Genomic DNA, 17,839 nt, shown 5'->3' with positions numbered 1-17,839 from the left:
GTTTTTATGCCTTAAACTGGGCGTGAAGATTGAAAGGTGTATACAGATTTACTCATAGATTATTAGTAACGCGATGAACACTATCCTGTTGCTTTTTTGATAGTGCACCAGCGACTAGCGATAAGTATGGATCAATAAAATATTTCTCGATATACTTATTGCCTAGTGCTGGGCTAACGTAATCAGGTAATGTATCTATATACGAATGCATGTCATCAGTTATGCCGCGACCGCTTTTATCAAAATAAGAGGAAGTTAGGTCTATTGCTCGCTCCTCTCCTGTCTTTACACTGAATGCGGTATTTTTAATTTGCGCGTCGCCATGTGCAACTCCCGATTTATGTAGCCTCGCGAGTGTCGCTGCTCCCATAAGCAGAACCTTTTGTATTTTTTTAGGATTGTCTGTGCTGTCGGTAATCGTGTCGCAGCTCACAACATCGCCTTCGAATGATGATAGTGTATATATTGAATCTCTGCCTGATAAAAATCCTAGTGGTTGGTATGGCTTAATGAGTCCTTCACTAATAAGATGTTGTGTAATACAAAATTCTGAAAGTGCAGAAGCAATATTGTTATGAGGCTTAATCGCTACAGGTATTTCTATGTCATTTGTTGACATATTTCCGAACATGATGCCACTTGTTGCGTCCTGTCGTCCTGTATAATAATCTTCAACGGGAGTAAATGTTAATCTTTGACCGCGAGTGACGCTACTCAGCGGTGTATTGTTTGCTATGAGGAGTTGTCCGCTGGGTATGTTTTCTATTGCCGTACGCAGTTTTCTCTTTGGCTGATCCTGATGTAGTATGCCGCATGCGCGCATTTCTGAGGATAACATATTTATATTATATAATATTATCTATACTTTTTCAATCAATTTGCGTATAGTACTAAGACTCTAATTAATACTAATCTAAATAGCGACGTCTTCCGTCGTCTATTCTCTGTCTTCAGCGATACCAAAAGTAACAGCCACGAATAGAGACAGAACCACTACAAACCCTGAGATAATGGCGATAGTTTTTGATGTTTCAAATGAAATAGCGTTATTTGTATACACGGATAATGTTGAAAAGGTCTCCATGTCGCTAAAATCAGGCATTGCAAGGCCGCAGATAAATAATGAGATTGACATGACGATAAAGGAAACACGTACTATTGTGGTGAGATGGTCTTTTGATGCATGGCGTTTTTTCATTTGTCGGGAGATGATTGCAAGACAGATACAGCTAACGATAAGCGCCCACGGGCCAAGTAGTGCTAGTACCCAACCGCCGATGCCAGTAATGAATCCGCGTGCGAGCGAGAACCAGATAGCACTTACCCATAATGCTATGACGATCCATGTGTCTATGGCCTGTTGTTTTTGTAGTTTTTGTTTTTTTGTTGTCATGTCAATAAGTATAATGTGGATGATCGTTGTGTGCAAGTATTGATCGCACCTCGTCGGTCGTCGTAGTGTACATCAACTGTTCGCGTAGTTCTTTGGCACCGTCAAAATCGCGAATATAAATCTTGAAAAAACGTTTTAGGGTTTCAAAAGGTCGCCCTAAAATCGGCTGGTAAGAATCGAACAGATCCAAGTGATAATTAAGGAGCGCCAACAGTTCTTCTTTATGATTATCTGTGTTGACCTTCGACTCGCGGAAGCAAAACGGATCACTGAAAACGCCTCGCCCAATCATAATGCCATTCACGCCAGGATGCTTTCTGGCAATTTCCAACCCATGCTCTCGGTCGCGAATGTCGCCGTTGATAGTCAGAAGTGTTTGTGGGGCAATTTCATCGCGCAGCTTAACGATCTCGTCAATCAATTCATAATGCGCCGCAACTTTGCTCATCTCTTTTTTGGTACGCAGATGAATCGTCAAGTTCACGATGTCTTGTTTGAGAATTGTCGTAAGCCACTCTCGCCATTCATCGACATAAGTATAGCCCAGCCGAGTTTTTACGCTAACAGGCAATCCAGATTTTTTGGCGGCGTCAATTGCGGCTATCGCTATGTCGGGTCGACGAATCAGAGCCGCACCACCGCTTTTAATGGCAGATTTGGCGGGACAGCCCATATTGATATCAATTCCGTTAAAACCAAGTTTCGCGCAGTGCTTCGCAAAAGCTTCCATATCCCCTGGCTCGCCACCCCAGATTTGCGCAATGAGCGGCTGCTCATCGTCGGTTTTAATTAATCGCCCAGCTATGGCTTTGTCGCCAGCGTGAACCCAGCCGGTAGCATTTGCGAACTCGGTGAAAAATATATCTGGCGCGCCAGCCTGTTTCACTACATGACGAAACACGACGTCGGTGACGGCTTCCATTGGTGCCAATATGAAAAATGGCTGCGGTAAATTATTCCAAAATGATGTCATCTCTGTTATTTTATCACAAAAAGGAGAAAACCCTATCTCGCCATCGAGATAGGGTGTGGGCGGGCTCAAGCGGTTCTGCTCGGAGTAATTCTCAACGTTGAGAAAAACTGCCACGAGTGAACTCGCGAACCTGAAACTGGGAGGGAAGCAAAACGCCTTTGTTTTACCTCCTCCCCGGCGGACATGGAGGGTGTCGAACCCACTTATCAACCGCTACTCCACTTTACAACAAAGCGGCGGGATTTTTCCAGAATCATGTCCTTTGATTCTTTTCCGGATTATCGGCTGGGGAATCGACCCAGGGGCGGACGGACGCCCTTTTGTTGGTATTAACCCAACTTTTTCATAGATAGATTAAGATCTATGACCGTCATTCTGAGGGTCAGCGACGACCCTGCTTCTTCAGGGCATCAGCGGCATCAGCGCCGCGGTTGTCGACCCTCACAGCTTCCTTGAGCTTTCCTTGCTCCCAGCTAGAGAGCTTGCCTCCAGCTTTACCTTTGCTGATCGCTTTATCGCGATCAGCATCAGTCCATGTATCAAACATGGATATCACCTCTTTCTGTGCCGTAGTTATACGGCGTGAAGAAAAGAGCCGACCCTATGATTATGCTCCTGGAGAGCATGACATAGATATCAGCTCCACCAATAAAGCGTTTATTATAATAACACTAATTATAAAAAAACGCAACAATATACCAGAATATTTTTATATTTCGCCCGCCAGCAAGTCTTTTTCGAATTGCAACATTCCCTTATAATCCGCCGAATAGCCAGAAATATCCGGCAGATCTAAAGTGGTTATTTTCTGCCAAATAATCTCAATTAGTTGCGTAAATTCAGTCAGCTCTTCTCTGGAGAATGTATCTTCCAGGTTGAGGATATCGCCGGTCTTCATGTCTGGCTCGACAAATTGTAATCGCCCGCCAGTAAACGTGAAATTGCCATAATCGCGCGAATGCTCGACCAGCAGCTGATAGAACATCAATTGCTGACGATATTTATGAAGTTTGATTTTTTCGTAATCGGCCGAACCTTTCCAGGAATGCGCCGGCTTGCCAGTTTTATAATCCGTTACGAAGATGGTTTTATTTTGCTTGTCGATATCGACAACGTCAAGTTTACCGGTCAATCTGGCGTTATCTATAATTACGCCTTGGTTTGAAAAGTCTAATTCCGCCAAGTCCGTGTCGTGAAAATCTGAAGATTTGGCGTTTAAGAACGCGGTCAAAGCCGACTTCCCTTTGTCTAAATACAATTGAAAATCGTCGGCTGGCAAATGTTGGCTCTCGAGGGATTTTTGGAAAAATTGGAGGATTTGTTCGGTGCTTGGCAATTGATGATCGGCGCTGAATGAGCAATGTGCTTGCTGGAGACTGCTGTGAATCGCAGTTCCGTAAGCTGCGGCGGAATTTTTGGCGGATGGAAAATGTAGCAAATTGTTCAATAAGAAATTCTGCGGCCCGCCGCGCGAAACATCGAGGAAATTATTCAAATGCGTCGCGGAAAGCTTGTATGTTTCGAGCGCTGGCGCCAATAAGTCCTTTAATTCTGGGACAATTGGCGAAGTTAGTCGCGTCGTCCAATCGGTTTCAGCAAGTTCAATTTGTTCCGCTGGATCGTCGCTGGTCGGAATGATGGTTGGTGTGCAATTCGTCAAGAAACTGGCAATTATCGTGTCACTGCCAGAATCGTTGGTTTGAGAATAAGTCATGGTCAATGTGGTTTTGGCGCGAGTCATCGCCACAAAGAATAATCGAAGTCGTTCGTCGTAAGTGGAGCCCGCTGGCTGAAGCTGGAGGTTTGCAGGATATCGGATAGCTCGACTGCGCGTACGGACTTTCTCGCCCCAAGCGCTGTCAATTGCCCCGATCACGAAAACGTGCGGAAATTCCAGACCTTTGGATTTATGGGCGGTCATCAAATTTATAGCGCCGCTGAGTGAACTTGCGTGCGTGCGAATTTGCGTTAAGCGAGTTTTTGTCGAAATGTGCAGATCAATAAACTCCAAAAAATCTTCCAGCGTTGGATTTTTATCGGTGATTCGATCGCGAAGTTTTTGACGCAAAGTGCGCAAACTTTCCAAAATTGTCAGATATGCTTCTGGGTTTTTATCTAGCTTTTCTGGCGAGAAATAGAAATTGGCGAGAGAATTGACCTGAAGGTCGCCGCTTTCGTCGTTAGTTAAGCCTAATAAATTGTCCAATTGCTCTTCCAGTGGCAGATTCGGCACGTCCTTAGCGCGCTCCAAAAGCCACTCCGCAAATTCCTTAAATACGCTATTTGCCAACATACTTTCCAGCCACAATTGCCGATTTTTGTAAGCTTGAAGGCTCAATTTCCAGATGTCCAGCGCAGAAAATCCAAACGCGGGATGAGCCGTAATTTCCGGTAATAGGCTATTGGCAACGTCCAAATTATTTTGGCTAATTGCCACGACAGTTCGCGCCAATTTGTCCAGAATCTGAATTATATCTTGCTCCAAAATGTCGTCGTGACGCTCGTAATTGACAAAAAGATTTTCCTTATAAAGATGCGGAAGAATTTCAATGAGTTCTTTGTGGTGGCGCGCAATAATCGTGATGTTTTCTGGCTTTTCGCCGTTTTTTATTAGCTCGGCAATTTGTTTGGCGATTCCCGCTCGCTCTTCGCTAACAGATGAGAATTCTTGGATTTCGACTTTTGAGCCTTCACTATTTGCGTGTGCGGTCAATTGTTTTGATAGTCCGTCAATTGTGTTTTCCAATCGATCCGCGCCTTGAGTGATGACGTCCCGCGCTGACGATAAAATGTTCTCGGCGGAACGATAATTGTCGGTCAAAACGATGATTTTTGGGTCGTGATAATGTTGGCGGAAGCGCTGGATGTTGCCTACGTCTGCGCCTTGGAAGCTGAAGATTGCTTGGTCGTCATCGCCGACCGCCATGATGTTTGGATTGTCGTCGTTCTCGCTGGTCAAATTGAACAGCAATCGTAGTTGCGCCAAGTTTGTGTCCTGGAACTCGTCGACCATGATGAATTGGAATTGCTCTTGGAGATTTGCGCGCAGTTCTGGGTGAGATTCGCAAGCTTGAATAACGGATAAAATCATGTCATCGTAGTCAAATAACGAGCGCTCGGACAAAATATTTACGTATTTTTCGTAAACGTCGATTGCGGCGGATAATTTTTCTGCAGCGGTAAAATCTTTCAGGACAAATTCGCCATTGGCATTTTTTTCGCACCATTTATTTTTCCAAGCGGTCAGTGGCTTGGTTGAGTTTTCGTCAATCGCTTCCTGGGTGGCGTGCACGATGCTCAGCGCTAAAACGTTGGCGTATGGCGTGATTGAGGCTGGCAATTTTGAGTTTTTCTCGTCAGGGTTTTTGGCGGCTAAATTGGCAATTTTCTCAGCTATCGGCGCAAACATTTCAATTGTCTTTTTCGATATTTTGGCGGAAAATACTTGCTGAATGCCTGGCGCGATTTCGGCGATTGTGCTTTGATTGTCCTCAATAATTGCCCGTAATTCTGACGGCGTTAAGCCGCTTTGCTTGAACTCGGAAATAATGCGAATGAGGTCTTTAATATAAACGAATTCCCCGTTGTTTTTCGCGCTTAATGGATTTCGCCAATCAAGTCCTTCGAGTATTCCAGAGATAATTTGATATTGCGTCAATTCGTCAACTGGTTGAGCGTCGGCGCCACGGAAAAAATACTCGCGGTGTTGATTGATGATTTCTGTGCCGAAGCTGTGAAATGTATGAATCGCAATTTTATACGCATCCTCACCGATAATCTGGCGGAGTCGTTGGCGCATATTTGTGGCGCCGCTTTCAGTAAACGTCAAGCATAAAATACTGTTCGGCAAGGTGTCGGTTTGCCTTAGGATTTGGGCAGTGCGCATACTTAGAAGCTCGGTTTTCCCCGTTCCTGGCCCAGCAATTACCAAAAGCGATCCGTGGATGTAGTCGACTGCTTGTCGTTGATTATCGTTTAATTTAGCGTAACGAGTATTGAAATCCATAGTTTTATTTTACCATGTCGGCGGTCTTCAGAACGCGATATCAAAATTGCTATTTACAGAATTCATCCAAGGTTTTAGATTCAGTATTAAGAGGGTGAATGAAAAAAACATCCAGAAGATGCGTTTAAGGGTAAAAGCCACTTGGATATTTCCCGTCAAGCAGTTGAATCGACCATGCAGGCTGGTTATTAGATTTCACATCTTTGTCATCTCGCGCACCTCATAAAAAAATGGTAAAATATTATCTATGAATAAGGCGACGTACGACGAGCTGGCGCTAGAGCGAATTGCTAAGGAAAAATTTGGTTTTCCAATTGATGTTCAATCGATAATTTTGTGGCACGCCGATGTTAGTCGCACTGCTAAGGCGTCGGTGTTTTTGACGAATAAAAAGCAGTTGATGATGTATTTGGAGGCGACTTCGCCGTTGATTTTATCTGATGTTAAAAAGATAATCTCGCGAATGGGTATGCGTGCGGAGCTATTTCTTCCGCCAAAAGGTCAGCCGCGATATTTTGAAGATATCGGCAAGCGCAAATTCCGCGAAGTTTTCCCTGGAAGAAGGCACGTTACGGATGAAGATTTGCATTTTTATAAAACTTTGGCGCCGTATAATCCTGCCTTGGTTTTGATTTCTGAAGTGAAAAATGGTGAGATATATCAATTCGATTCTGACGCGTACGGAAATTGGCGAGTTGGCGCGAGGTTTAGCTACAGAAGGATTCGGGCAATTTAATGCGCGACTACTTGGACATTATCAAGCGGAATCTGCTTTCACCTATTGTCGTGGTGATTTTTCTGTTGGCTGGCGCGCTGGTTTATGTTCGCGAATATCGTGATGCGTGGTTTATCTCGGTGGTGATTGTCGTGAATTCGACGATTGGAATTATTCAGGAGCTAAGGGCTAAGCGAGTTTTACGTCAATTGGAACTGATGAGCGCGCCGAAAGCTCGATTGTTGAAAGATGGAAATGTTGTCGAGGTCGGTTATGATGAGCTTAAAATTGGCGATGAGATTCTTATTCAGGCTGGCGATGAACTACCGGCGGACGCGAAAGTTATCGAGTCGAAAGGCTTGGAGCTGAATGAAAGTATGTTGACTGGCGAGTCCGCGTCGATTGAGAAAAAGGACGGCGATGTTGTGCTGGCGGCGACGACGGTTTTGGCCGGTGAAGGTGCTGCGCGAGTAATTGCGATTGGTGACAACACGAAAGCTGGCGCGATTAGTCAAGTCCTGAAGCGTTACAAACCAGAACTCACGCCTCTGCAATTAGCGATTTGGCGCGCAATTTACTTCTTGACTTACGGCGCAATTGTCCTGTCGTTACTTATTGCTATCGTCTATTATTTTTCTGGCGATAACGTCGTCATCATCTTAAAAACCATCACTTCGGCGGCGGTTACGGTCGTGCCAGAAGGTCTGTTATTGGCGAGTTCTCTGCTTTTGGCGTTCGGCTCACTGCGATTAGCCCAGGCGAAAGTCTTGCCGCAAAAATTGTCAGCAATTGAAGCGATGGCGCTTTTGAATTTGCTGGCAGTAGATAAAACAGGCACCTTGACTAGTGATGAAGTTACGCTGGAGCGGGTCGAGGCTTTCGGTGATGAAAATGACTATTCAGACTCTAACATTGCCAGTTTTGCGGCATTAATTGCTCATGAAACCAGCGGCGGAAATATCACTGGTCGTGCGATTTTGGCGGAAGCTACGTCGCCAAAAAATACGAAAGTTTTGGAAGTGATGGCGTTTTCGTCGGCGCGTAAAATGGCTGGCGTGAGGGCGAATATTGACGGTGAAATTCGGACGTTAATGATGGGCGCGCCAGAGTTCGTGTCGAAGTTGGCGCCGGTAGATAAGGAAACTCAGAAGAAGTTGAATGATTGGGCTGATAATGGTTTGCGCGTGTTGATGCTGGCTGAATTTTCGGATAATAAAACCAAATTGAAGGATCTTAAAAATGGTTCTGGAACGGCAATTGGCGCGGTTATTCTGCGCAACTCCCTGCGTCATGGCGTTGTTGAAACGGTGGATTTTTTGCAGAGTCAAGGCGTAACTATTCGCGTAATCTCTGGTGATAATCCGCACACAGTTCAATATATCGCCAAAGAAGCTGGAATTAAACATCCAGAAAAGGCGATTTTAGGCGAAGATTTGGCGGCACTTAGCGAAGATGAATTTAACAATGCGGCCGACACTTACACGATTTTTGCCAGAGTTTTGCCAGGCCAAAAAGAGCGTTTAATAAACAGATTCCAACAATCCGGAAAATTCACTGGCATGGTTGGCGACGGCGTGAATGACGCTCTGGCGCTAAAAAAGGCCGACCTCGGTGTGGCGATGTACGCTGGTGCGCCGGCTTCTCGTCGAGTTTCTGACATTATATTGCTCAACAATTCGTTCACTTCTCTGCCGATGGGAATGAAATTGGGCAATCAAATAATGCAAGCAATCGAAGTCATCGCTGTTCTATTTTTCCATAAAATTATTTACGGCGTGACGCTTCTTCTTGCGACGATTCTCATCAATATGAATTATCCGTATTCGCCGCGCCATATTACGTTTATGAATATTTTTCTAGTGACTATGCCGACTCTTATGTGGACGCTGTTTCCGCCGGTGCCGAAGCATCGAATAAATCCGAAGAGATTTTGGCATGATACTTTGCTGGCTGTTACGCCGATTGCTTTAATTACTGGTGTGACTGTCGCGTTCACCTATTGGACTACCTCTGTTATGTTCCCCGGCCACGCCGCAGAAGTCGCAACGATGACCGTACTCACCGCGACTTTGTTTGGCGTATATTTGGTGTTCTTGGTGGGAATTATGCTGGACGTAACCATCGATAAATCTGCCAAGCGCGCTCGCCTGCTTTATCTTCTGTCGGTGATTATTGTGGCGGCTGGAAGCTTTGGTTTTGGGTTCCTGCGCGACTTTTTCGATTTCACCGTGCCGAATATTACTCTGCTCTGGCCGGGCATCGCCGTGGTTGTCATCGCCGCCCTAGCTCAGTGGTGGCTAGCCCGCCGCGCTGGCAAAAAATTAACTGCTAATGAATGCCAGAAAAAAGTATAACCGCCATAAAAAACGCCGGCAGGCAAATATCGTATGCCTGCCGGATCATTCTTGACAGTCCTGGTTTATCTAGCTTCTTTTGGAAGCGGCTTTATATCAAACAGCTCGTGAAGTCTTTCATTATACCAATCCTTTAGCTCGGCGCAATGCTCCCAATTGTATATGGCATCTAGCTCATAACAGATATCTGTAACAAATAGATTTTCATGTTTTTCAGAAAGAGCGATACCCATCTCATTAAGAGATTCTTCTGCTACGTCAGCTACTTTTTCGCCTTCACCTTCATTAAGGTGCTTCTGCATAAGTTTTGCCCACAGTATGGCATAAGTGCGTTGCATTGAAATCTTAGCTTCGGATGCCGAGTCAAACGGAATCTCCTCTGGTTGCTTTTGTTTGTCACCGTAGACGTTGGTTGTATATTTTTCGTCTCCTTCACCAAAAGTAAGCTTTACATCCCATACTTTATCTTTCAATCTTCGGTAGTCTTTTTCCCTGTTAATAATAGCGTCTGCTTGCTGAATTTCTTCATCTCCGGCGCGGCGCTTTGCCTCGTCTTCCGCTGCTTCAGCTTCAAGGATTTCTTTTGGTATGTTGTCTAGGGTGGTTGTTACTAGCGGATAACTTTCAACCGTATCAGTAATGTCTTCAGTGAAAGTTATCTGTTGATCATAGTGTCCGCGCATAGCTCGCGCCCAGGCTGCTTTTAGTTTATTTGGATCAGAATCTTTACCCACGAGCACATAGACATCGCCAAGATTTAATAATACTTGCTTTTCCTCTGGAGTTTCTGAGCTGGTTGAAGTGTATTTTTGCGTCAGCGCTATTGCATCGCCGAAGAACACTCCGCTGTCGAGAAGATCGTTTCCATTAATTGCTGGAACTTCTCCAAATGGACTGTGATGAGTGTAGTCGGAATCTCCATTGTCGTAGTCTGCTAAGCTGTCCCAGCCAGTTGCTTTTTGTCCGTCTGGCAATTCCTGCGATGATGATTTGGGTATTTCTGTCATGATATATAAAACTCCTTCTTTACATTAGTGGTAATATTATATCAGCGACACGAGTCCGTGTCAAATTTACTGATGTTCCACGTTAAGCGTTAACGCGCTAGCCGATTTACTTATTATCAAGGATAACCAAGTGCTCAATGTGCGGCGTCCTCGGGAAGAAATTGTAGCCTTGATGATGCACGATTTCGTATTTTTCCTGGAGTAGACTGACGTCTCGCGCTTGCGTGACAGGATTACAACTCAGATAAATAATCCGAGGCGGCTCTGTCTCCAATAGTCTATTAGTAACATCCGCGTGAAGTCCAGCGCGCGGCGGATCAACGATGACAATTTGCTCGCCCGTTATATATTCCAGAGATTTTTCGCTCGGCGCCAAAATCGCCTTGGCATTCGGTCGATTCAGCTTGGCAATATTCCTCTGCATTTCCGCGACGGCATGCTCGTTAATTTCCACGAGCGTCACATCATCTCCGCCAATTGTCAAACCGATTGTCCCAACACCAGAGTAAAGGTCGAGTGTCGGCATTTTTTCATTGCAATTAATCCACGCTTTCATATCGCTCAGGGCTTTTTCGTAAACGGGAATGTTGACTTGGAAAAATCCTTCGCAAGCGTAGTTGAAGGCGACTCCTAAAATCGTGTCGCTCAGTGTCGTGTCGCCGAATTTGTTTAAGCGTTCGGTAATTCTGCTGGCTGGGCTTTTGGGGTCGGAATAGATTATTTCGCCGCCCGCGGCTGATAGTAATTTGGCTTCATCGTCGGAAATCAGGTTTTCTACCTTATCTTTTACGTACAATTGCCAAACGGTATTTCCCTGTTGATCTGAGCGAATCAGGAGCGTTTTTAATTGGCGCGCGACAATCGGTTTTGTTTGTAAGAGGTCGCGGATTTCAATTGCCAATTTATTTATGCTCGGATGTGCCAAGCTGGTTCCGTCAACGATAACTTTTCCTTTGCCGCCACGCTTGAAAAACGCCAAGTCCAGAGTTTCTTTTTCGTCGTCGTCCGTTTTGTCGCCGAACCAACTGAACTCGACTTTATTACGATAATTAAATTCTACGCCGTCAGAAAATACCTCGATTTTTTCAGGCAATGTGATATCGTGAAGTAAAAAAGCTTCTTCGATTAGCGACGCTTTGTACGATTGCTCGCTGGACATCGGCATTATTTGCCAAGGACTGGTGCTTAAATAACTATTTTTATCCTTCGGCGTAATTCGCTCTGGGCTTTTCTCGATAATTTCTGTCACTATTCCTTCGACGAAGTGTGATTTTTTCTTTGTCACGCGAATCGTTACAAGTTCTTTCGGCAACCCTCCCCAGACGAACGCTTTGCGGCCGTCGTCAAGTGTTCCGATGGCTTGCCCGCCGCCAACGATTTTTTCCAATCTTAAAGTCTCAAAAATTTGTTTTCTCATTAGGTTATATTATATCAGGATGTGTGGATTTTTTCTGTCTGGCGTGCTATAATCGTCATTGTCCTGGCAATAGTGGGACGTCGCCAAGTGGTAAGGCACTGGGTTTTGGTCCCAGCATTCGCAGGTTCGAATCCTGCCGTCCCAGCCAAGCTGTATAACAGAGTAAGCGACAAGGTTCCGTTACCTTTAGCCTTCATAAATAACTACCTCTGTTGTAAAGCTTGGTCAAATAGGAATTACTGTCCAGTTCGGAATGGCTGGACGGCTTGTAAGGTAATTGCTGCGCTTGATGAATTTATCGAAAGAAAGGAAAAAGATGAAAATCAATAAACTTGCTTTACAGGCATTTTATGAATCACACAGAGACGAGTACTTGCGGCGACGATTTTCTGGTGACAAAGCCTTATGGGATGAATCATACAAATGGGATATATTGCCGCGCCTTAATAAAGAGCTGGCGGTGTACGACTCGGTTAGTGGTGACTCGATTGCAGAGATCGCGCATATTGTAACGCACCATACAAATACTAGCAATTTTGCTAACTGGCGTGATATTGAAGACCTAAAATCTCTTCTATTACGCAAAAATGCCCATTCGGTCCTGAGTGAATTATGGATTGCAAAACCTGAAACGGCTGCGGAATGCATTCAGACGGCTAGTCAACTTGCACAATTGTTTATGTCAGACAAAAGCTTTGCTCCGTCTACCTGGGCATACCTGCTGGCAGCATTCGATTGTAATTCATTTGCACTGTATCGTGAAGTGATTATGAAACAAGTTGCTGAGATATGTGGTGTTGATAGCCCTACTGCTGCATCTCAGGGAGAAAAATACACGTTACTCAACGACGCCGCATTGTATCTGGGTGAGCTAATGCGAGATGATATCAACGACGTGCCGTATATGCAGGCACTGAATGGACAGGATTTTTTGTGGGTTACGCTAGAATATTCTGATTCTTAAAAGTCTGAGTGTCTCATCTTTGTTACTCCCTGTATGTGTTTTATTTCGTCGCCATAGGTTTTAATGAGCGATCACAAAAAGCGTAGTTTAAAGCTATGTCTCGTCCCCGTTGTTACGCATATAGCGACGGGGACTCTTCAATTTTTATAGGATAAAATCCTTGTAACTTGCCAAAGTCGCCTGTACAATAGTCTGACTAGTTTGATGTAGGTATTGCTTCACAAAGTAATACCCAAGTTTATATCCCGCCCAGCGCGGTAAAACATCATCGCCGGTGAAAAAAATTTTGGTATAATCGTAAACCTTGTCTTCAAAATTGCCTTGTAGTGCAGCAATTATCTTATCAATTTCAGCTTGAGAAGTTTTCTGCATTTCTCTCAAGAAAAATTGTTGGTTTCGCCGTCCGAGTTTATTCATCGCTTCCTCTTCTAGCGCAACCGCCAAGCCCTCCAAAATCATCCCATCAAACATAGTTTCGGCATATTCAGGCAATTTTTCCCAACGCAGCGAATGCGACATTTCGTGGCAAATTGTTTCGAAAATAAAATCCTCGCTAACCCCGTGCTGGCTTTTATCAACAGAAATCATAATCAAGCGCGAATGAAGCGTTTTGCCAGCGATTCCGTCCTCGACGATAGTTGGCAACATAAACGAAGGTGTAGTGATAATTACATCAACTTCGTAATCAAACTGCGCGAACTCGCTCGAAACAAAAGTCTCGGCTTGTTGCGCTGTACTTTTGAATATGGCAATTTCGGCATCGGTGAAAGTTTGGTTGGCGTTAGCGATGTGTAGGTGGAGTTTGCTCATGGTCTTACTATACTGCAATAATATAAGTATTACTATAAGGGCAACGCTATTTATTAAGTGCAATATTTAAATGGAAATCACTAAAATTTCAGCAGCGACCTTCCGCTCTTTTGGGCGATTTTTTGTTTCTAGGCAATCAAGCCGTTCTGATCTAATAGGTTCACAAATTCGTCAATAAACAGATCAGTCCTCTCGACAATTTCTTTTTCTCCGAATTTTTTATAAACGTTGCTTATATTCTTGAGCTCAAGATTTTCTGTTCCGCCTATGCGCTGTCCTCTACTATTGTCAAAACCCTGGTAATATTTAATTTTATCTTCAAATCTATAATCAGACGCGCGAATATTGATCCGTTTTTCTAAAAGAGATTTATTGCCAAGGAGGTCGATTTGTCGATTATTAGACAATCCTTTCTCATTTTCTTGTCGCTTTCTGGGATAAATATGTTCAATATCAAACTGCTGAGAGAGTTTTGGATATGATTGCTCTTTATTAAGCATCATACGAAGCGCCAGCATGGATTTGGTGATTGGTCTACCATTCTTGAAATCATAAATAAGGATCGCACTGCGTGTTTGCTCTTTATCAAATTTGAAGTCTGAGAATGTAACTTCATTTAGATTAACTATATTCAGCATCTCGGCGAAAATAGGCGTTCTTAATGCGTTCACTCCGGGATGTATTATTGCGTATCCCCATATGAATGCAATTGTACGATCGAGAAACATCTTAAAATCTTCATCATCCAATTTTCCGTCTTCGGTGCGATTTGCTAAATAGTAAACAGATATGAAATAATTCCACATGCTATTTGGAGCATAGTTTAATATGAATAATTTCTTTAAAACCTCTTCGCTGAAACGTTCACGATTTTGATCGGTAATATCTTCCCAGAATTGAGCAAGATCTTTAAGATTTTCAAAAGTGTCATCTTGTTTAAGTACGGAATATTTATCACGCTCATAGAATCTTCTAAGTGACTCGGTCGTGGAAGACTTGTTATTGTCTCGCTTGGCGCGAATGAAATACATGTATCTCGTAAACAAATCGTCCATTGGTGTACCGGTGATTGGGTGAAAGATTTTTTCACATGTCTCCTCGAGTTTTTTCCAATCTTTAATAAACTCATCCCTGTCGTCTTCACTTTTCTGTTTGTAATATTGATAGAATTGAGCCTTAAAAATATCAGAATCTGAAAGTGGGAGACCTCTATCGTTTAATGTTGAGAATATGCGAAGAGCGGTATCTTGAGATTCGGCTTCGATTGGCATTAAGATGCAGTTATTAAGAATTCTTGCTGGCAAGTTCTTTGCAAAAGTTGGGAAGCTATTGATGAATTCATCGACTTTTTTAAGGAAAAATCTAAAGTTATTGGCGTATCGGCTAGTTTGGTTGTCGGTAACGATGCCTGTTCTTAGAATTGAAAGGAATTCCTCCTTGTCTTTATCGGTGGCGACAACAGAATCTATTTTTAGGTGATCTTTATCTGGCTTGCCCATTTCATCTGTTTTCCATATACAGCTGGCGATGCGTTCGGAAAAGTCTTTTGAGCCTTGGTCTTGCATTTTGGTGAAGCGATCGTAAAAGGCTCGAAGGAGAAGCATGAATGTGGTTAGGCGCTGCTGACCGTCGATCACTTCTTGTTGTTTTTTGTCGTTTTCAAAAGTCACAATTGAACCGAGAAAATACTCGTCGTTCGTATCAAATTTCGTGGCGTCATTGTCTGGTATTGCGAAAGAAAATATATCATCCCAGAGAGTCTGACAACTGTCCTCGTCCCACGCATATGGACGCTGGTAATCTGGTATGATGTAGTCCGCCTTTCTATCCGATAAGAGTGCATGGATGCTTTTTTGATCTACGTTTAGCTTTGACATAATATCCCCCGTTTATTTTTTGTCGCTAAATTTGTGAATATTCTTGGTGTAATTATAGCATGTCGCAATTGCTTTATATAAAAAAGCTCCCACTTGCCAGTGAGAGCCAAACTGTCGTGGTGGACAATTGAAATTAGCTAATATTGATAACCTGTAGCTGCTTGGTAGCCAAGCCATTTTTCCAGGAAACAGTTTCGGATTTTTTGTGATTCAGTAGACTTTTTCCCAGTGGACTATCCACGGAAATTCGCCCGTCCAGAGGGTTTGCTTCCAGGCTATGAACCAGCGTATAGCGGAAAATTTTTCCCTGTTGATCCACTAAATCCACGACTGAGCCGATAGCAATTTTCAATCGATCACGTTTCCTTGGCAGCGGTTTGGCGTGGCGCAAAATATCCTTCTTCATAAAGATTTTTGATTGGATATTTTCCAGTTGCGTAATTACATCGTTGCGGTGTAATTTGTCATCACGCGATTTGGCGCGTCCAATTTCTTTCAATTCCAACGTGAGCGCTTTCTCTGAAATCTCTAGTCCAGAAATTTCCTTCTGTAGTTCCTTAAATCCTTTTTTACTTAAAAATGTTGTACTCATACTTCCCCTTTCGGATCGGCAATTTGCCAATCAACAATCCTATTACAACATCTAATTCTGAAAAATAGCTGAAAATTTACAGAATCGGCAAGGAAATTGTGAAAATGGTTGAGTTTTTTGAGGTACTAACAGAGATTTGTCCGCCTAGCGCTTTTGTCAATTGCTCCGCTAATGGTAATCCTAATCCATAGCCTTTCGTCTGTTGGTTGCCGCGGAAAAATCGCTCAAAAACGTGTGGCAGAGTTTGTTGTGAAATTGTGCCGTCGTTGATGAAGTTGACAGTGATGTTTTGTTTCGATGGAATGATGCAAATTTTTACCACAGAATTTTTCGGGCTATGCTTCAATGAATTATCAAGCAAAATCGCGCACAATTCTCGCGTGGCGGTGTGATGAAGCGGAATATTTATGTGTTCTGGGCAATTCATTTTAACTCGGGCTTCGGCTTTCCGTTCGCGAACTAGCTCGGATATCAATTCCGTCAAATTAAAACTTTTATCTTCCAGTGTCAACTTATTTTCCGTCCGCGATAGCTCCAGAAGCATCGCCGTAAGTTCAGTCAACTTATTTATTTCCTCCAAATTGCTTTCCAGAGTTTCTGTAAGTTCCGCCTTATTCGCCTTCCGATTTTTTAGCGCAAATTCAGTTTCTGCTTTCATAATTGCCAGAGGCGTTCGGAGCTGATGGCTGGCATTAGCAACAAATCGCGATTGGGCTTTGTGGGCGGTTTCTATTGGTCGCAAAGTGATTTTTGCCAATAAATATGAGCACCAACCGCCAGCAAGCAGAACGATAAGATTTATATAGCCCAAACTAATCAAAAGATTTCGAGTTGAATTATCTATTCTCTCTGACAAATTAATTGCAGGAAAATCACCCTTCCTTTGAATGATAATTTTATGAATTTGCGCATCAACTTCCGAGCGCGCCACCTGAAAAATAATGCTACTAAACAGCAAACTGACGATCATCAAAATCATCAAATACCAGCCCGCCAACTTAATTGTTGCTGAAGTAAAAATTTTCATGATTCAATCCTATATCCGAAGCCGCGCACGGTTTTTATCAATTGTTTTTTGAACGGTTTGTCGATTTTTTGGCGTATATTTTTTATGTACGCCTCGACATTATTCGGCAAAATATCAGCGTCAAAATCCCAAACGTGATCAATCAGTGTTTCTTTACTGAGAGTCTGATTCGGATGCTGCATCAAATATTCCAGTAGCGCATATTCTTTGTTCGTGAGGCCAATATTCTTTCCAGCTCGCGTCACGGTTTGTTGCTGCTTGTCAATTTTCAAATCGTCAATTTTCAAAATGTCTGGTTGCTGAATCGGTGGACGGCGAAGTAAAGCTCGTACTCGCGCCAACAATTCATCAATTGCAAAAGGCTTAGTCAAATAATCATCGGCGCCCACGTCCAGCCCAAGCGTTTTATCTTCGGTCGTACTCAGCGCTGTCAGAAACAGAATTGGCATATTTTTCCCGTTTTCGCGCAATTTTTTAACAATCTCCGTGCCTTCTAATCCCGGCAGCATTCGATCAACAATCAACAAGTCATACGGCTGACTATCCGCCAAATTAAAGCCCTCTTCCCCGTCGTACGCCGCATCGACCGCGTATTTCTCGCGCTTCAGAGATTCGGTTATAACCCTCGCAATTTTTCGTTCGTCCTCAATGACTAGCAGTCGCATATTTATATTATATCTTTTTTCCTGCGCTAAGTGCTATAA

Annotated in this window: 15 protein-coding genes and 1 tRNA gene; 4 read left to right on the top strand and 12 right to left on the bottom strand. The window is 43.5% G+C overall.

Annotation, left to right across the window (positions count from 1 at the left end; all coding sequences use genetic code 11):
- Nucleotides 1-52: 52 nt before the first annotated feature.
- The 5 genes from LRM50_RS00805 to LRM50_RS00785 form a co-directional block, all read right to left on the bottom strand.
- Nucleotides 53-838: a BUD32 family EKC/KEOPS complex subunit gene (locus LRM50_RS00805; protein WP_243809497.1), complete on the bottom strand. Its 786-nt coding sequence runs from the start codon at nt 836-838 to the stop codon at nt 53-55.
- 99 nt (nt 839-937) lie between these two features.
- A complete protein-coding gene (locus tag LRM50_RS00800; protein ID WP_243809496.1) occupies nt 938-1,393 on the bottom strand; it encodes a hypothetical protein in 456 nt (151 codons plus the stop codon).
- Between the two features lies 1 nt (nt 1,394).
- A complete protein-coding gene (locus tag LRM50_RS00795; protein WP_243809495.1) occupies nt 1,395-2,366 on the bottom strand; it encodes a tRNA dihydrouridine synthase in 972 nt (323 codons plus the stop codon).
- A 382-nt stretch (nt 2,367-2,748) separates the two neighbouring features.
- The gene (locus LRM50_RS00790) at nt 2,749-2,913 is read right to left on the bottom strand and encodes a hypothetical protein (RefSeq protein ID WP_243809494.1); all 165 of its coding nucleotides are present in this window, start codon (nt 2,911-2,913) and stop codon (nt 2,749-2,751) included.
- 162 nt (nt 2,914-3,075) lie between these two features.
- Nucleotides 3,076-6,372, bottom strand: a complete 3,297-nt coding sequence (locus LRM50_RS00785) for an ATP-dependent helicase (protein ID WP_243809493.1) — start codon at nt 6,370-6,372, stop codon at nt 3,076-3,078.
- 247 nt (nt 6,373-6,619) lie between these two features.
- Here LRM50_RS00785 and LRM50_RS00780 point away from each other — a divergent pair, with 247 nt between their 5' ends.
- Nucleotides 6,620-7,108 (top strand): hypothetical protein, encoded by a 489-nt coding sequence (locus LRM50_RS00780; RefSeq protein WP_243809492.1) that lies wholly within the window; start codon nt 6,620-6,622, stop codon nt 7,106-7,108.
- The gene (locus LRM50_RS00775) at nt 7,108-9,441 is read left to right on the top strand and encodes an HAD-IC family P-type ATPase (RefSeq protein ID WP_243809491.1); all 2,334 of its coding nucleotides are present in this window, start codon (nt 7,108-7,110) and stop codon (nt 9,439-9,441) included. The genes LRM50_RS00780 and LRM50_RS00775 overlap by 1 nt, the downstream gene beginning before the upstream one ends.
- A gap of 65 nt (nt 9,442-9,506) precedes the next feature.
- On the opposite strand, the gene LRM50_RS00770 is transcribed toward LRM50_RS00775, so the two are convergent.
- Both LRM50_RS00770 and LRM50_RS00765 read right to left on the bottom strand, forming a co-directional pair.
- Nucleotides 9,507-10,448 (bottom strand): hypothetical protein, encoded by a 942-nt coding sequence (locus LRM50_RS00770; RefSeq protein ID WP_243809486.1) that lies wholly within the window; start codon nt 10,446-10,448, stop codon nt 9,507-9,509.
- Between the two features lie 106 nt (nt 10,449-10,554).
- Nucleotides 10,555-11,865 (bottom strand): class I SAM-dependent RNA methyltransferase, encoded by a 1,311-nt coding sequence (locus tag LRM50_RS00765; protein ID WP_243809484.1) that lies wholly within the window; start codon nt 11,863-11,865, stop codon nt 10,555-10,557.
- Between the two features lie 73 nt (nt 11,866-11,938).
- Here LRM50_RS00765 and LRM50_RS00760 point away from each other — a divergent pair.
- Together LRM50_RS00760 and LRM50_RS00755 are read left to right on the top strand one after the other, a co-directional pair.
- A tRNA-Gln gene (locus LRM50_RS00760) sits at nt 11,939-12,013 on the top strand.
- A gap of 168 nt (nt 12,014-12,181) precedes the next feature.
- Complete coding sequence (locus LRM50_RS00755) at nt 12,182-12,829, top strand: hypothetical protein (RefSeq protein WP_243809476.1); 648 nt, start codon at nt 12,182-12,184, stop codon at nt 12,827-12,829.
- 144 nt (nt 12,830-12,973) lie between these two features.
- Here LRM50_RS00755 and LRM50_RS00750 read toward each other — a convergent pair whose 3' ends face one another.
- The 5 genes from LRM50_RS00750 to LRM50_RS00730 all read right to left on the bottom strand — a co-directional run bounded on the left by LRM50_RS00750 (nt 12,974) and on the right by LRM50_RS00730 (nt 17,800).
- Nucleotides 12,974-13,639: a DUF2268 domain-containing putative Zn-dependent protease gene (locus tag LRM50_RS00750; protein WP_243809474.1), complete on the bottom strand. Its 666-nt coding sequence runs from the start codon at nt 13,637-13,639 to the stop codon at nt 12,974-12,976.
- A 128-nt stretch (nt 13,640-13,767) separates the two neighbouring features.
- Nucleotides 13,768-15,516 (bottom strand): DUF262 domain-containing protein, encoded by a 1,749-nt coding sequence (locus LRM50_RS00745; RefSeq protein WP_243809472.1) that lies wholly within the window; start codon nt 15,514-15,516, stop codon nt 13,768-13,770.
- A 133-nt stretch (nt 15,517-15,649) separates the two neighbouring features.
- Nucleotides 15,650-16,108, bottom strand: coding sequence for a GreA/GreB family elongation factor (locus tag LRM50_RS00740; RefSeq protein WP_243809470.1), 459 nt, complete (start codon nt 16,106-16,108; stop codon nt 15,650-15,652).
- Between the two features lie 76 nt (nt 16,109-16,184).
- Complete coding sequence (locus LRM50_RS00735) at nt 16,185-17,135, bottom strand: sensor histidine kinase (protein WP_243809468.1); 951 nt, start codon at nt 17,133-17,135, stop codon at nt 16,185-16,187.
- The gene (locus LRM50_RS00730) at nt 17,132-17,800 is read right to left on the bottom strand and encodes a response regulator transcription factor (protein WP_243809467.1); all 669 of its coding nucleotides are present in this window, start codon (nt 17,798-17,800) and stop codon (nt 17,132-17,134) included. The genes LRM50_RS00735 and LRM50_RS00730 overlap by 4 nt, the downstream gene beginning before the upstream one ends.
- Between the last annotated feature and the right edge of the window lie 39 nt (nt 17,801-17,839).

It is taken from the genome of Candidatus Nanosynbacter sp. TM7-053 (genome assembly GCF_022828375.1).
In the GTDB taxonomy this organism is placed as follows: Bacteria; Patescibacteriota; Saccharimonadia; order Saccharimonadales; family Saccharimonadaceae; genus Nanosynbacter.
This window is presented reverse-complemented; position numbering and strand designations above follow the sequence as displayed.

What these genes read in the sequence shown, in the direction of transcription:
- LRM50_RS00805 (WP_243809497.1), bottom strand. Translation starts at nt 838, where the DNA reads ATGTTATCCTCAGAAATGCGCGCATGCGGCATACTACATCAGGATCAG.
- LRM50_RS00800 (WP_243809496.1), bottom strand. Translation starts at nt 1,393, where the DNA reads ATGACAACAAAAAAACAAAAACTACAAAAACAACAGGCCATAGACACA.
- LRM50_RS00795 (WP_243809495.1), bottom strand. Translation starts at nt 2,366, where the DNA reads ATGACATCATTTTGGAATAATTTACCGCAGCCATTTTTCATATTGGCA.
- LRM50_RS00790 (WP_243809494.1), bottom strand. Translation starts at nt 2,913, where the DNA reads ATGTTTGATACATGGACTGATGCTGATCGCGATAAAGCGATCAGCAAA.
- LRM50_RS00785 (WP_243809493.1), bottom strand. Translation starts at nt 6,372, where the DNA reads ATGGATTTCAATACTCGTTACGCTAAATTAAACGATAATCAACGACAA.
- LRM50_RS00780 (WP_243809492.1), top strand. Translation starts at nt 6,620, where the DNA reads ATGAATAAGGCGACGTACGACGAGCTGGCGCTAGAGCGAATTGCTAAG.
- LRM50_RS00775 (WP_243809491.1), top strand. Translation starts at nt 7,108, where the DNA reads ATGCGCGACTACTTGGACATTATCAAGCGGAATCTGCTTTCACCTATT.
- LRM50_RS00770 (WP_243809486.1), bottom strand. Translation starts at nt 10,448, where the DNA reads ATGACAGAAATACCCAAATCATCATCGCAGGAATTGCCAGACGGACAA.
- LRM50_RS00765 (WP_243809484.1), bottom strand. Translation starts at nt 11,865, where the DNA reads ATGAGAAAACAAATTTTTGAGACTTTAAGATTGGAAAAAATCGTTGGC.
- LRM50_RS00755 (WP_243809476.1), top strand. Translation starts at nt 12,182, where the DNA reads ATGAAAATCAATAAACTTGCTTTACAGGCATTTTATGAATCACACAGA.
- LRM50_RS00750 (WP_243809474.1), bottom strand. Translation starts at nt 13,639, where the DNA reads ATGAGCAAACTCCACCTACACATCGCTAACGCCAACCAAACTTTCACC.
- LRM50_RS00745 (WP_243809472.1), bottom strand. Translation starts at nt 15,516, where the DNA reads ATGTCAAAGCTAAACGTAGATCAAAAAAGCATCCATGCACTCTTATCG.
- LRM50_RS00740 (WP_243809470.1), bottom strand. Translation starts at nt 16,108, where the DNA reads ATGAGTACAACATTTTTAAGTAAAAAAGGATTTAAGGAACTACAGAAG.
- LRM50_RS00735 (WP_243809468.1), bottom strand. Translation starts at nt 17,135, where the DNA reads ATGAAAATTTTTACTTCAGCAACAATTAAGTTGGCGGGCTGGTATTTG.
- LRM50_RS00730 (WP_243809467.1), bottom strand. Translation starts at nt 17,800, where the DNA reads ATGCGACTGCTAGTCATTGAGGACGAACGAAAAATTGCGAGGGTTATA.